The 13,733-nt window shown below is 68.4% G+C and carries 14 protein-coding genes and 1 pseudogene; 9 read left to right on the top strand and 6 right to left on the bottom strand.

Annotated elements, in window-relative coordinates:
- The 5 genes and pseudogenes from E3O47_RS16120 to E3O47_RS15745 form a co-directional block, all read left to right on the top strand.
- A pseudogene (locus tag E3O47_RS16120) lies at positions 1-427 on the top strand (hypothetical protein); the annotation flags it as partial.
- A gap of 273 nt (positions 428-700) precedes the next feature.
- Positions 701-2,824: an APC family permease gene (locus E3O47_RS15760; RefSeq protein ID WP_104099145.1), complete on the top strand. Its 2,124-nt coding sequence runs from the start codon at positions 701-703 to the stop codon at positions 2,822-2,824.
- Positions 2,825-2,827: 3 nt separating this feature from the next.
- Entirely contained in the window at positions 2,828-3,244 is a 417-nt protein-coding gene (locus E3O47_RS15755; protein WP_134401837.1) for a CrcB family protein, read from the top strand.
- Positions 3,241-3,609, top strand: a complete 369-nt coding sequence (gene crcB / locus E3O47_RS16115) for a fluoride efflux transporter CrcB (RefSeq protein ID WP_166784841.1) — start codon at positions 3,241-3,243, stop codon at positions 3,607-3,609. The genes E3O47_RS15755 and crcB overlap by 4 nt, the downstream gene beginning before the upstream one ends.
- Before the next feature lie 171 nt (positions 3,610-3,780).
- Complete coding sequence (locus E3O47_RS15745) at positions 3,781-4,056, top strand: DUF3073 domain-containing protein (RefSeq protein ID WP_134421239.1); 276 nt, start codon at positions 3,781-3,783, stop codon at positions 4,054-4,056.
- 298 nt (positions 4,057-4,354) lie between these two features.
- On the opposite strand, the gene purM is transcribed toward E3O47_RS15745, so the two are convergent.
- From purM to E3O47_RS15715, 6 genes are all read right to left on the bottom strand, one after another.
- On the bottom strand, positions 4,355-5,458 hold the full coding sequence (gene purM, locus E3O47_RS15740; protein ID WP_104099463.1) for a phosphoribosylformylglycinamidine cyclo-ligase: 1,104 nt from the start codon (positions 5,456-5,458) through the stop codon (positions 4,355-4,357).
- The gene (purF, locus tag E3O47_RS15735; protein ID WP_104099462.1) at positions 5,455-7,062 is read right to left on the bottom strand and encodes an amidophosphoribosyltransferase; all 1,608 of its coding nucleotides are present in this window, start codon (positions 7,060-7,062) and stop codon (positions 5,455-5,457) included. Before purF ends, purM begins: the two co-directional genes overlap by 4 nt.
- Positions 7,063-7,178: 116 nt before the next feature.
- Positions 7,179-7,577, bottom strand: a complete 399-nt coding sequence (locus tag E3O47_RS16175) for a hypothetical protein (protein WP_174721915.1) — start codon at positions 7,575-7,577, stop codon at positions 7,179-7,181.
- Positions 7,578-7,780: 203 nt separating this feature from the next.
- A complete protein-coding gene (locus E3O47_RS15725) occupies positions 7,781-8,233 on the bottom strand; it encodes a MarR family transcriptional regulator (RefSeq protein WP_134341984.1) in 453 nt (150 codons plus the stop codon).
- Entirely contained in the window at positions 8,230-8,862 is a 633-nt protein-coding gene (locus E3O47_RS15720; RefSeq protein WP_104099460.1) for an SDR family oxidoreductase, read from the bottom strand. Before E3O47_RS15720 ends, E3O47_RS15725 begins: the two co-directional genes overlap by 4 nt.
- 119 nt (positions 8,863-8,981) lie before the next feature.
- Positions 8,982-9,341, bottom strand: a complete 360-nt coding sequence (locus tag E3O47_RS15715) for a sterol carrier family protein (protein ID WP_104099459.1) — start codon at positions 9,339-9,341, stop codon at positions 8,982-8,984.
- Positions 9,342-9,540: 199 nt separating this feature from the next.
- Between E3O47_RS15715 and purD the strand changes: the two genes are divergently transcribed.
- From purD to E3O47_RS15690, 4 genes are all read left to right on the top strand, one after another.
- A complete protein-coding gene (gene purD, locus E3O47_RS15710; RefSeq protein WP_134341986.1) occupies positions 9,541-10,818 on the top strand; it encodes a phosphoribosylamine--glycine ligase in 1,278 nt (425 codons plus the stop codon).
- A gap of 355 nt (positions 10,819-11,173) precedes the next feature.
- Positions 11,174-12,094 (top strand): phosphoribosylaminoimidazolesuccinocarboxamide synthase, encoded by a 921-nt coding sequence (locus E3O47_RS15700; RefSeq protein WP_134342005.1) that lies wholly within the window; start codon positions 11,174-11,176, stop codon positions 12,092-12,094.
- Between the two features lie 128 nt (positions 12,095-12,222).
- Entirely contained in the window at positions 12,223-12,606 is a 384-nt protein-coding gene (locus E3O47_RS15695; protein ID WP_134401841.1) for a VOC family protein, read from the top strand.
- Positions 12,607-12,904: 298 nt separating this feature from the next.
- A complete protein-coding gene (locus tag E3O47_RS15690) occupies positions 12,905-13,732 on the top strand; it encodes a VOC family protein (protein ID WP_134342006.1) in 828 nt (275 codons plus the stop codon).
- Position 13,733: the final 1 nt, after the last annotated feature.

The following is a 13,733-nucleotide window of genomic DNA, read 5'->3' as shown; positions in this document are numbered from 1 at the left end:
CGCGGTCGGGGCCGCCGCCGGCGCGGCAGCCGGCGCCGCGGCCGGGGCCCGAGCCGGTGCGGCAGCCGCATCAGCCGCAGCTTCAGCCTCGGCCGGTGCGGGATGGCAGACCGGCCCAGCGGAATCAGCAGCGAGCGGCAGCACATCGGGAACCACATTCGACGGAACAGGTGCCCGCGCCGGAACCGTCGAAGGCGATTCGGGATCCACCGCCGCCTCGACGCCCGACCCGCGTCTCGAGTCCAACCGGGCGCTGCATGAGGCCGACCTGGTGCTGAACGAGTTCCGTCAGCAGCTGCGCGCGGACCTGCGCCAGGCTGCCACACGGTCCGGCGTGCCGACCACGCTCGTGCCGGAACTTCGGGCTCGCCTGGTCGAGGTGCGCGCGGACATCCTCGCCGCCCTGCACCGGCAGCGCGGCCACTAGCCCGGAGCGGTGCAACAGCACCCCGCACACAGAACACCCTCGCCAGCTGCGCGGGTGTTCTGTGTGTCACCGTCGCAACCGGGTCAGACGGGACGGGCCGCGATCTCCTCGGCGGTGGGGTGGCGCGGTCGGTGCATCCCCCCGAACGGTCGATCGCGTGCAGGGACATCAGGGCGCCGCAGATCGGGCAGACCGGGCGCACCCGACACGCCCGCACGGCGGCCGACTCCCCTGGATTTGACAGAGGAATCCAAGGGAGTAGTGTCGTCCCTCGTGACACCAGAGGGAACCCCCCAGGCACCAGAAACACGTTCACCGAAAAGGTGGATCATCGGCGACCCGCTCTCGACCGAAAAGCTCGACGGCCAGTTGCTGCCCAAGCACCTCGCCCTCCCCATCTTCGCGAGCGACCCGCTGTCGAGCGTCGCGTATGCGCCGCAAGAGCTCCTGATGATCCTGACGCTCGGCGGGCTGGCCTTTCTCAGCTTCGCGCCCTGGGTCGCGGCGTGCGTCGTGCTACTGCTCGTCGTGGTCGTCGCGTCGTACCGCCAGCTGATCAAGGCCTACCCGTCCGGCGGCGGCGACTACGAGGTCGCGCACAAGAACCTCGGAGAGAAGGCCGGCCTCGTCGTCGCGTCCGCCCTGCTCGTCGACTACGTGATGACCGTGGTCGTGTCGGTGGCCAGCGGCGTGGACAACATCATCTCCGCACTGCCGGGCCTGGCGCCGTTCCGGGTGGAGTTCGCGGTCTTCTTCGTGATCCTGCTCGCGGCGGTCAACCTGCGCGGCGTGCACGAGTCGAGCAAGGCTTTCGCCATCCCCACCTACCTGTTCATCGCCAGCGTGCTGCTGATGGTCGTCGTGGGCCTCGCCCGGGTAGCCCTCGGCGATACCCCGATGGCCGAGTCGGCGAACTACGACGTAGAGGCCCAGAGCCTGGCCCAGTCGGCGTTCATCCTGCTGCTGCTGCGTTCCTTCGCGAGTGGGTGCAGCGCGCTCACCGGCGTCGAGGCGATCGCCAACGGGGTGCCCGCGTTCAAGCATCCGAAGGTCAAGAACGCCCAGCGCACGCTGGTGCTCATGGGCGGCATCGCCATCACGCTCTTCATCGGCCTGACCGCGCTCGCCCTGTTCTCGAAGGTGCACTACGCGGAGAATCCCTGCGACCTGATCGGCTGGGAGGAGTGTGCGACTTCCCCGCAGCGCAGCCTGATCGCCCAGATCGCGGCGGCCACCTTCGGCAACAACTCGATCATGTTTTTCGTGCTCCAGGCCGCGACCGCGGCGGTGCTGCTGCTGGCCGCCAACACGGCGTTCAACGGCTTCCCGCTGCTCGGCTCCGTGCTCGCCAAAGACTCCTACGCCCCGAAATCGCTCAGCACCCGCGGCGACCGCCTGATCTACTCCAACGGTGTGCTGCTGCTGGCCCTCTTCGCCTGCATCATCCTGGTCATCTACCAGGCCAACCTGACCGTGCTGATCCAGCTCTACATCATCGGCGTCTTCGTCTCCTTCACACTCGGGCAGACGGGCATGGTGCGGCACTGGCTGACCCTGCTGAAGACGAACCCGCCGAACCGGGCATCCATCATCGCCAGCCTCTCGATCAACGGCTTCGGCGCGCTGCTCACCGGCGTGGTGCTGATAGTGGTCACCATCACCAAGTTCACCCACGGCGCCTGGCTCGTCTTCGTTTTGATGCCTGTGCTGTTCACCCTCATGCTCGGCGTCAACCGGTACTACCGCGACGTCGCCAAGGAAATCGAAGTGGATGCCGACACCATCTTCGGCTCGTCGGGCGACCACGCGATCGTGCTGGTCGGCAAGATGCAGAAGCCCGTGCTCAAGGCGTTGGACTACGCGATCGCGGCCCGCCACGAGAGCATCGAGGCCGTACACATCTCCGTCGACGTCGACGAGACCAAGGCGCTCAAGCGCGCCTGGGTGCAGCAGAATATCCAGGTGCCGTTGCGCATCGTACAGTCGCCCTACCGGGATATCAGCTGGCCTCTGATCAGCTACATCAAGGATCGGCGCGAGGACCACGGCTCCGAGGTCGTCACCGTGTACACCCCGATCTACATCGTGGGCCACTGGTGGGAGGGTCTGCTGCACAACCACAAGGCCCGGCGGCTGCGCCAGAAACTCATGCTCGTGCACGGCGTCACCATTGCCCTGGTGCCGTGGCTGCTCGACTCCTCCGAGCTCATCTACGGCCGGCGCTCCCGGCCCGTGCCCGGCCAGGACCGCCGCGGCGAGCCCGTGCGCCCCCGCCCGATCCCGCGCCGCCCGCTCGCTCCGGCGACCAAGGACATCCCGATCCGACCCACGCCGGTCGTCGGCACGGTCCCGCCGAATTCCCGGCCGTCCGCCGCGCGGCGCCGCAAGAGGAAGTAACGGATGCGCCTTGCTCCCGGCGTCTTTCTCGGCGGCATGGTCGGCACGGGCCTTCGACTCGGCATCGATCAGGCTCTCCCGCACGCCGACACCGACTTCCCGGCGAGCACGCTGATCGCCAACACGATCGGCGCGTTCATCCTCGGCTGGCTGGTGGCCGGCCTGTGGACCCGCCCGGGCCTGTCGGCCTGGGTCAAGGCCGCCCTCGGCACGGGGGTGCTCGGGTCGTTCACGACCTACTCCGCCGTCATGGTGTCCCTGGTCGCGCTCGGCGCGGCCGGATTCCCGACTCTCGGCTGGATCTACCTGGCGGCCACTCTGCTGATGGGGTTCGGGGCCGCGGCCCTCGGCCTGCAGCTGGGGGCGCAGCTTCGACACCGCGTGTTGCCGGACATTCCGGATGCCGGGAGCACTCTGTGAGCACCTGGCTGGTCCTCGGCGTACTCGTCACCGGTGGCGCGGCGGCGGTCATCCGTTACTTCGTCTCGCGTGCCCTCCCCGTCGGCCCCGGGCGGCTGCCGCTCGGCGTGTTGATCGTGAACGTGGCCGGATCGTTGATCGGCGGCGTGGTGCTCGGTCTCTCCGAGCGTGCCGCGGTGTCCGCCGACGTGCAGCTGATCCTGTTGACCGGGGTCTGCGGCGGCCTGACCACGTTCAGCACCTGGAGCGTCGAGACCGTCGAACTGACGCTCACCGGGCGTCGGCGAGCTGGCATTGTCAACCTGATCGGCACTCTCCTGCTCGGGTTCCTGGTCTGTGGTGCGGGCTACCTCCTCTCCCGCTGAGGTACAGTGAAGGAACGCTGATTGTGAACGTGCTCGGCGAACCGCTGCTCAGGATTTGCATCCTCGGCCCGTTCGGCCCGCCATGCTAAACTGACGGCTAGTTTTCACAATATTCGGCAACTCCCGGGAGACGTTCCTCTCACCCGGCCTGGCATCGTTAGGGGGTCTCGCATGGGGCGCGGCCGTCAAAAAGCAAAGCACACCAAGGTTGCCCGCGAGCTGAAGTACTTCAGCCCGGACACCAACTACAACGCGCTTGAGCGCGAGCTCACCGGGCATCCGGCCAACGACCCGCGCCTCGATGAGGACCTGGCGAAGTGGCCGGAGTACGAGGCCGGCAAGCCCGGCAAAGACGCAGACACCGACGACGAAGCCGACGCCGACGCCGACGCCGACGACCAATACGTCGACCATTACGCCACCGAAGACGAGCAGAAGCGCGCCTGACGCTCGGCTCATCTCGGCTCGGCTCATCTCGGCTCATCTCGGCTCGGCTCATCTCGGCTCATCTCGGCTCGGCTCATCTCGGCTCATCTCGGCTCGGCTCATCTCGGCTCGGCTCATCTCGGCTCGGCTCATCTCGGCTCGGCTCGGCTCATCTCGGCTCGCCGAGCTTTGCTCCTCCGCGGCCCCGTGCCTCAGCGGGTGCGCGCAAATGGCCGCCATCGTTTCACCGATGGCGGCCATTTACGCGCACGGGGCGCCCGGCGGGGCGCCCCACGAGGCGCCCCGCCGGGCGGCCTGGCTAGAGCGCGTAGCCGCCGACCAGGCGCACGGCGCCGCCGTTCACGCCCTTGGCACCCTGCTCAAAGCCCGCGAGGTCGTGCGGGGCGGTCGAGACACGGCCGGCCACCCAGGCCGGCACTCCCTCGGTGGCGAGGCGCGCGATGACGGATGACGCCGATTCGGCCGCGACGACGGCGAACATGCCGACACCCAGGTTCCAGGTGCCCTCCGCGCTCTCGAGCGAGGAGCCGGCGAGTTCGCTGAGCACCCGGAAGACCGGGGACGGCGACCAGGTGGACCGGTCGACCTCCACCCAGGCGCCGAGCGGGAGCACGCGAGCGAGGTTCGCCGCGATGCCGCCGCCGGTGACGTGGCTGAGCGAGTGCACGACGCCGGCGAGCTCCGGGTCGGAGATCACGCCGAGCAGCGGCCCGGTGTAGAGCCGCGTCGGCTCGAGCAGGACCTCGCCGACCACGCCTCCGAAATCGGCGGACGTGTCGGTGTAGCCGATGCCGCGGTTGGCGAGGATGTGCCGCACGAGCGAGTAGCCGTTGGAGTGCAGGCCGGAAGAGGCCAGCGCCACGACGACGTCACCGTGGCGGACCTTCTCCGCGCCGAGCACCTGGTCGGCTTCCACCACCCCGGTGGCGGCGCCGGCCACGTCGTAGTCGTCAACGCCGAGGAGGCCGGGGTGTTCGGCGGTCTCGCCGCCGACGAGTGCGGTGCCGGTGGCGGCGCAGGCGCGGGCGATGCCCGCGACGATGTCCGCGATCCGCTCGGGGACGACCTTGCCGCACGCAATGTAGTCGGTCATGAAGAGCGGGCGGGCCCCGACGACGATGATGTCGTCGACGACCATGCCCACAAGGTCCTGGCCGATCGTGTCGTGCTTGTCGATGGCCTGGGCGATCGCAACCTTGGTGCCGACGCCATCCGTTGACGTGGCCAGCAGCGGGCGCGTGTAGCCGGTGAGGAAGGAGACGTCGTAGAGGCCGGCAAAACCGCCGAACCCGCCGAGCACCTCGGGACCGTGCGTGTTCGACACGGCCTCCTTCATCAGGGAGACGGCGAGGTCGCCGGCCGTGGTGTCCACTCCGGCCGCCGCATAGGATGCGTTGCTCATTCTTGTCTTCCTGGGTCGCCGATCGGGGGCTTACCCTGTGTGACCAAGGATTCTTCGCGCAGTGCTTCCTGGCGCAGTGAGGTGGGGGCGAGCAGAGGCTCGAATTCCGAGTCGGGGCCCGGGTCGCATCCGTTCGAGGCGGCGGCCGGACGTTCCAACAGGTTCTTGCCCAGGTGTGCTGAGTCGGGCAGCGGGATCGGATAGACCCCGGTGAAGCAGGCCGTGCATAGGCGTTCGGGCGGCTGCTCGGTGGCGGCGATCATACCCTCCGGTGAGAGGTACCCGAGCGAGTCGGCGCCGATGGCCTGGCGCACCTCGTCGACGCCGAGGCCGGTCGCGATCAGTTCCGCGCGGGAGGCGAAGTCGATGCCGTAGAAGCAGGGCCAGGTGATCGGCGGGCTCGAGATGCGCACGTGCACCTCGGCCGCACCGGCCTCCCGTAGCATGCTGACCAGGGCACGCTGGGTGTTGCCGCGCACGATCGAGTCGTCGACGACGATCAGCCGTTTGCCCTTGATCACGGCCTTGAGCGGGTTGAGCTTGAGCTTGATTCCCCGCTGGCGGATGGTCTCCGACGGCTGGATGAAGGTGCGCCCCACGTAGGAGTTCTTCACCAGACCCTGGCCGAACGGAATTCCGGATGCCTGCGCGTACCCGATCGCGGCCGGCGTGCCGGACTCGGGGGTCGGGATGACGAGGTCGGCCTCGACGGGGTACTCCTGGGCGAGGCGACGGCCCATCTCGACCCGCGCCTCGTGCACGCCGCGGCCGGCGATGGTGGTGTCGGGCCGGGCCAGGTAGACGTACTCGAACACGCAGCCGGCGGGCTTCGCTTCGGCGAAGCGCTGCGTACGCAGGCCGTCTTCGTCGATGGTGATGAGCTCGCCCGGCTCGACCTCGCGCACGAAGCTGGCGCCCACGATGTCGAGGGCGGCGGTTTCGGATGCGACCACCCAGCCACGCTCGAGGCGGCCGAGCACCAGCGGGCGCACCCCCTGCGGGTCGCGGGCGGCGTAGAGGGTGGTCTCGTCCATGAAGACGAGGCTGAAAGCGCCGCGCAGACGCGGCAGAACCTCGAGCGCCGTGGCTTCGAGGGTGTGGTCGAGATCGCCGGTGAAGAGGGCGGTGATCACTGCGGTGTCGGTGGTGTTGCCGCGGGCGAGCTCGCCCTCCACCTTCGGGTAGCGTTCGTGCACGAGCTGCAGGAGCTCGGCCGTGTTGGTGAGGTTGCCGTTGTGGCCGAGGGCGACCGTGCCGCCCGAGGTTCGGCCCAGGGTGGGCTGGGCGTTCTGCCAGCTGGACGATCCGGTGGTCGAGTAGCGGGTGTGCCCGACGGCGATGTGGCCGATCAGTGTGCTCAGCGCGGCCTCGTTGAAGACCTGGGAGACCAGGCCCATGTCCTTGTAGATCAGGATCTTCGAGCCGTCACTCGTGGCGATCCCGGCCGACTCCTGGCCCCGGTGCTGCAGGGCATAGAGGCCGAAATAGCTGAGCTTAGCCACCTCCTCACCGGGAGCCCAGACGCCGAAAACGCCGCAGGCATCCTGCGGCCCCTTCTCTCCGGGGAGTAGATCATGGCCTAAAAGTCCGTCGCCGCCAGCCAAATCGGTGCCTCTTCTACTATCAGTGCTCGGGGAAGTGTGTGCTGAGAGTTGTGGGGTGACCGGGAGCTTCTCCGCTTCGGTCCGGTGAGCCGTGTTGTTGGAACGGGCGGGTTGAGCTAGCCCCGATCAGAATTCGACGAGTCGGATACGGCATCCGGAGACTCGGAATCGCTCGGACCGACAGCTGCCATTCTATCGACGACGACCGTCTTCCCGCGGCGGGAGATGACACGGTCGATGATGATGGCGACGACGGCACCCAGGGCGACGCCCAGCGTGAGGAACGCGAGCAACAGGAATCCGAAGACCTGGGTAGCCCCGAACTCGGCGTTCTCGGGAAACACGACCGTGAGAACCAGGGCCGCGATCGCACCGATCAGGGCGCCGAGGAGCATGAAGTTGAAGAAGCGGGGCGAGCGCCGCACGGTGACGGTGGACTTGTCGACGATCGATTCGCCGGCACTCTCAACGGTGCCGGAATCGGACTCCTGCTCGGGCTGTTGGTCTGAGATCACGCTTTCATTCTCGCACGCCTGGTCGGTCCTGCGGCTGTGTGTTGGCTCTGCCCGGCGGATGCCAGCCTGCCCGGATGAATGAGATTGCGGTACGCGGGAGCGCGAACATCGACCTCGTCGTGCGGCAGCCGCGGCGGCCGGTGGACGTTCCACCACGGCCGAGCCGAGCGCCCCGGTCGCGCCTGTCACAATGACCGCACCTCTCAGGATCCCTTGACCTGTGCGAGCAGTCCAGCGAGCTCGGTCAGTGAGTCATCGGTCAGCGTGTCGAACCATGGTGCGGAGCGTTCTATCGCGAGAGTTTCGAACGCCTCGACCTGGGAACGCGCGAATCCGGTGAGCCTGAGGAGCCGCACCCGTCCGTCCTGGTCGGATGCGAACTGCTCGACCAGGTCATGCTCGCGCAATTGGTCGACGAGTTGAGTGATGGCCCCCGGTGTGACGTGCAACAGTGCGGCAAGCCGGCCCGGAGTGACAGAGTCCTGCGCGTGAGCGAGGACGAAGAGGACATCCAGCTGGGTGCGTGTGAGGACCGTGCTGCCGAACGGAGTCGATCGCGGGCTCGCGATCGACCGCGACAGACGAACGACCGCCGCCAGGACCTCCCCCATCTGCCTGGACCGGTGCGAGGTGAGCAGGCGCGCCGATTGTGTCATGCGCTGATAAACGGCATCTGCCCGATGAAGGTGCGATCCTCCACCTGGGTGAGGATGAAGTCCGCGAGATCATCTCGACTGATCTGGGTGCTCGCGTCAACGCCCACCCATCCCACCCGGTAAGTTCCAGCACCCGGCTTCTCGGTCAACCGCGGACCACGAACGACCGTCCACTCCAACCCGGACGCCTCGAGCACCCGAAGGTGCTGCTCCGCGTCGGCGAGAACATGCCCGGACAGGGTCTTCAGCAAGAACCTGATGACGCGGTCTGCGGGCCCGGGCCGGTCCAGTGGAGCGGTTAGCCCGCCGCCCGACAGGGTGACGATCCGCTTTACTTCGTGCCGCCCCATCGCGTCCACGATGAGCTGGTTGCCCTCGGTCTGCAGGGTCGGCGGCGACCCCTTGACCTGCCCGAACAGGCTGAGCACGGCGTTTGACCCCGCCACCGCCTGATCCACGGCATCCGCGTCCAACACGTCACCGCGAATGACCGTCAGAGCCGGCGACGTGGTGACGAGCTTGGCCGGATCACGCACCAGAGCCCGCACCTCGCATCCCGCGGCAAGAGCGCGCGTCAGCACGCGATGACCGGTCTTACCGGTCGCACCGAACAAAGCAATCACTGTCATGAGAATTAGTTTAGTCGCTAAATGTTGTGATCGGATGATGCTGCCACCGAACCACAACGACGGGGAAAACTCACGAGGGAGAAAAAAGAGGGTCGCGTCCGAGACGGAGGTGGGAGGCGTCAGAGAAGCGGTAGGTGCCCGACCAGGTCGGCGCGCTGGCCGGAGGCGGCGATGCGACCGGATGCGATGCCATCAGCCCACGAGAGCGTTCCGGTGGCGAGGGCGAGCCAGGTGGGGGCATCCGTCTCAATGACGTTCGGCGGTGTGCCGCGGGTGTGGCGCGGACCGGCGATGCACTGCACGGCCCCGAACGGCGGCACGCGAACCTCGAGTGTGTTGCCGGTGGCCTTCTCGGCGAGCAGCTGCAGCGTGTACCGAACCGCCAGGGCACGGATGTCCCGGCTCGCCTCACCCTGCTGCGCCGCGTATTCGCGCACCGCCGCGCGCCCCACGCCGTCGTCAATCCTCGCTCGTGCCACGCCACCAGTCTGCCTCCTGTCTGCGGTCCGTGCCGGCCGCCCGCTCCTTGCGCCGCCAGCCCACCTCGCGCGCATGCTGCGCCGCTGCGCGCCTGGCACACCATGCGCGTATCAGCGCAGCATGGGCGCAGCGCTCTTGCGCCAATGCCCGCTGTCCGCCGCCCGCGCGGGGCTACGCGGCATCCGCTAATCTGACGGGGTGAAGATTCTGGTCCTCGGTTCCGGTGCCCGCGAGCACGCCATCATCACCGCGCTGCTCCGCGAGGAGCCGCGCCACGACATCGTGGCGGCGCCAGGCAATGCCGGCATCGCCCGGGATGTGCCGGTGATTCCGCTCGACCCGGCCGACCCCGAGCAGGTCACGAACTACGCGAATCTCAACGGCATCGAGCTCGTCGTGGTGGGGCCGGAGGCGCCGCTCGTCGCCGGGGTCGCCGATGCGCTGCGCACCCGGGGCATCCCGGTATTCGGTCCGGACCGGGCCGCAGCCGCCCTCGAAGGCAGCAAAACCTTCGCCAAACGCATCATGGACGCCGCGGGCGTGCCCACCGGACGCGCCGAACGCGCCGGGTCGCTCGCCGAAGCCACGTCCGCACTCGACGAGTTCGGGGCGCCCTACGTGGTGAAGGCCGACGGCCTCGCCGCCGGCAAGGGCGTGCTCGTCACCGTGGACCGTACGGCCGCGATCAACCACGCCATCTACTGGCTTCAGCACGGCAGCGTGCTGATCGAAGAATTCCTGGACGGGCAGGAGGTCTCCCTCTTCCTGCTCAGCGACGGCCACAGCGTGCTGCCGCTCTCCCCCGCCCAGGACTACAAACGCCTCGGTGACGGTGACCTAGGCCCGAACACCGGCGGCATGGGCGCCTATTCGCCGCTGCCCTGGCTCGACGCCGAATTCGGCAGTGAACAGGCTTTCATAGACGAGGTCATCGAAACGATCGCGTTGCCCACGGTGCGCAAGCTCGCCGCCGAGGACACCCCCTTCATCGGTCTGCTCTACTGCGGCCTCATTCTCACGACCGAGGGCATCCGGGTGATCGAATTCAACGCCCGATTCGGCGACCCGGAGACCCAGGTGGTTCTACCGCGCCTGGTCACGCCACTGTCGGGTCTGCTGCTCGCGGCCTCCACCGGCGGCCTCGGCGGCCTGGCCCGCCCGGTATTCTCGGCTGACGCCTGCGTCACGGTCGTGCTCGCGAGCGAGAACTATCCGGATGCGCCGGTCACCGGACGCGCTCTCACCGGCCTGGCCGCGGCATCCGCTGTGCCCGGCGTCAGTATTGCGCATGCGGCGACGGCCGTCGTCGACGACACCCTCGTGTCCACCGGCGGACGCGTGCTCAGCGTCGTCGCGGTCGGCGACGGCTTTGCGGATGCCCGCGCCCGCGCCTACGAGGCGCTCACCCTGATCACGCTTGAGGGTTGCCAGTTCCGCACCGACATCGCGGCCCGCGTCGCCGCTGTCGCCCGCTGAGCCCGCGTCGCCGGTGTCGCCCGCTGAGCCCGCGTCGCCGGCGTCGCCCGCCGAGCCCGCCGAACCCTCGTCTCACTGGCCCGGCTGAGCTGTCGCCGCCCGCCGTTTCCGTGGCCAACTCAGGAGATCCATTCGGCGAGCGCTGAGAACACCCGAGAACACCAGGCCGGATGACACCGGCAGCGCAGATCTCCTGAGTTAGCCCCTCCCCCTGGGATCCTCGGCGCGGAAGCGCGGCACGCCGCGGGCGGCACGAGCCCGGCACGAGCCCACACCGGCACCGCGTTGGCGCGGGCACCGGCCGGTGCGCAAGAATATAGCCGTGACCGCACTAGACCAGCCCGCCGCATCCGCTCTGCCCGACCTGCCGGGATGGCGTCACGCCTACTCGGGCAAGGTGCGCGACCTCTATGTTCCGGATGCCGCGGCCGACCTCGCGACCGCCGCACGCGTGCTCGTGGTCGCCAGCGACCGCGTCAGCGCGTTCGACCACGTTCTCGAGCCCGGCATCCCGGGCAAGGGCGAACTGCTCACCACTCTCAGCCTCTGGTGGTTCGACCAGCTCGTGGGCTTCCCCAACCACCTCGTGCCGGATCACACTGTCAACGGGGCTGTGACCAGCCTGCTCCCATCCGCCGTTGCCGGGCGCGCCATGCTCTGCAAGACCCTCGACATGTTCCCGATCGAATGCGTCGTGCGCGGGTACCTGACCGGATCGGGCTGGAAGGAATACCAGTCCACCCAGACGGTGTGCGGCATCCAACTGCCTGCCGGCTTGCAGAACGGCGACCGCCTGCCCGAACCCATCTTCACCCCGGCGTGGAAGGCCCCGATGGGCGAGCACGATGAGAACATCTCGTTCGAGCGCACGGTGGAGCTGGTCGGGGCCTCCGTTGCCGACGAGCTGCGCCGCCTGTCGCTGGAGATCTTCGGCCACGCCTCGGCGATCGCCGAGAAAGCCGGGGTCATCCTGGCCGACACGAAATTCGAGTTCGGCGCCGACCGCCTCACGGGCGCCATCACGCTCGCCGACGAGGTGCTCACCAGCGACTCGAGCCGCTATTGGGACGCCTCGCTCTGGCAGTCCGGCACGACCCCGGAACAACGGATGGCCAGTTTCGACAAGCAGATCGTTCGCGACTGGCTCGCGGCCAACTGGGACCTGACCGGCACACCGCCGGCACTTCCGGCGGAGATCATCGGGCAGACCGCGGCCCGTTACCTGGAACTGCTGGCGCGGCTGACGCACGCGGCTTCCGCGGCCGGCGCGGCGTAGGCGAGGCCGCGGTGGCCCGCGTTTCTCCGCGGGCACCGCACCGTCGCTGGGTTTCCCCGCAGCCGGGCGTGCCGTCGCGAGGCGTCACGGCCCGGCGGCCACGGGCCGCAAACTGATACGCTCCGGCCATGCGAATCAAGATGTGCAGCGTCCACGTGAACGATCCGTCCGCCGCGTTCGACTTCTACACGTCCGTGCTCGGATTCGAGAAGCTGATATCCATGCCGGAGCACCAGCTGTACATCGTGAAGTCCCCGGAAGACCCCGACGGGGTCGGCCTCCTCCTCGAGCCGAGCGACAACAAGGTCTACCAGAAGTACGCTCAGGGCATCCGCAGCCTCGGGCTGCCGGCCATCGTGTTCGGCACACCGGATGTGCAGGCCGAGTACGAGCGACTCCGCACCCTGGGCGTTCAGTTCGCCGGCGCCCCCAGCACGGATGCCTACGGCACCTCCGTCATCTTCGACGACACCTGCGGCAACCTGATCCAGCTCCACGAAGACGAGCAGTAGCGAGCGCCCTGACTGCCGGGTCGCGTTCTGCGCTCCGACCCGCTCCCGACTCCCGATCCCCCTACAACTCCCGACTCCACCTCCCGACTCCAATCTGGGGCTAACTCAGGAGATCCCGACCAAGGCCGTCCCCGGGGCCACTGTTTCCGCGGCGGATGGCGTCCGATCGCGACCGTGCCGCCGGATCTCCTGAGTTAGCCCCCGCCACGCGGCGCACGGCCGGAATACCGGGCCCGGATCATCCGTTGGGGCCAGTGTGAATCGATTTGCGAACGATCTGCTGCCCGCATCCACCGGCATGGGCGCGGTGACCCTGCGGGTGGGCGACCTCGACGCCATGATCACGTATTACCGCGACGCGGTGACCCTCGAGCTACAGAGCCACGAGGGGCCGGTCGCCGTGCTCGGGCGCGGAACCACACCGATCGTTGTTCTGCAGCACGCCCCGGAGCTGGCCGCCGCCGAGCCCCGCTCGAGCGGGCTGTTCCACACCGCCATCCTCTTCGATACGCAGGCGCAGCTCGCCGCGGCCGTCTACTCGGTGGGCACAACGCATCCGGGATCGTTCACCGGCAGTGCCGATCACCTGGTCAGCCAGGCCTTTTACTTCACCGACCCGGAGGGCAACGGCATCGAGCTGTACTGGGACCGCGACCGCACCGAGTGGAGCTGGACCCACGGCCAGGTCGAGATGGCCACCCTATACCTCGACCCGAACACCTTCATCGGCGAGCACCTGACCCGGGACGGTCAGGCGCATCCGTCGGTCGGCAACGCCATCGTCGGGCACGTGCACCTTTCCGTCGGCGACGTGGGCACGGCCCGCGAGTTCTACGTGGACCGCCTCGGCTTCGAGGCGACGGCGACCCTCGGCGGCCAGGCCCTGTTCGTCTCGGCCGGCGGCTACCACCACCACATGGCCATGAACACCTGGAACAGCGCCGGCGCCGGCAAGCGCCGACTGGCCCTCGGGCTCGGCGAGGTCGATATCATCCTGCCGGGCTCCGACGACATCGGCGCCCTCAACGAACGGATGTCCCACTTCGGCGTGCAGACCCGTCACGACGGGCAGGCCCTCGGCTTCGACGACCCGTGGGGCAACCAGATCGTGGTGCGCACGAAGTAGC

This window comes from Cryobacterium sp. TMT2-17-1 (genome assembly GCF_004402765.1).
GTDB lineage: Bacteria > Actinomycetota > Actinomycetes > Actinomycetales > Microbacteriaceae > Cryobacterium > Cryobacterium sandaracinum.
Note: the sequence above shows the minus strand (reverse complement) of the source record. Positions and strands in the feature narration are given on the sequence as shown.

What these genes read in the sequence shown, in the direction of transcription:
- E3O47_RS15725 (WP_134341984.1), bottom strand. Translation starts at nt 8,233, where the DNA reads ATGACACAATCGGCGCGCCTGCTCACCTCGCACCGGTCCAGGCAGATG.
- purM (WP_104099463.1), bottom strand. Translation starts at nt 5,458, where the DNA reads ATGAGCAACGCATCCTATGCGGCGGCCGGAGTGGACACCACGGCCGGC.
- E3O47_RS15690 (WP_134342006.1), top strand. Translation starts at nt 12,905, where the DNA reads ATGGGCGCGGTGACCCTGCGGGTGGGCGACCTCGACGCCATGATCACG.
- E3O47_RS15745 (WP_134421239.1), top strand. Translation starts at nt 3,781, where the DNA reads ATGGGGCGCGGCCGTCAAAAAGCAAAGCACACCAAGGTTGCCCGCGAG.
- E3O47_RS15755 (WP_134401837.1), top strand. Translation starts at nt 2,828, where the DNA reads ATGCGCCTTGCTCCCGGCGTCTTTCTCGGCGGCATGGTCGGCACGGGC.
- E3O47_RS15720 (WP_104099460.1), bottom strand. Translation starts at nt 8,862, where the DNA reads ATGACAGTGATTGCTTTGTTCGGTGCGACCGGTAAGACCGGTCATCGC.
- E3O47_RS15695 (WP_134401841.1), top strand. Translation starts at nt 12,223, where the DNA reads ATGCGAATCAAGATGTGCAGCGTCCACGTGAACGATCCGTCCGCCGCG.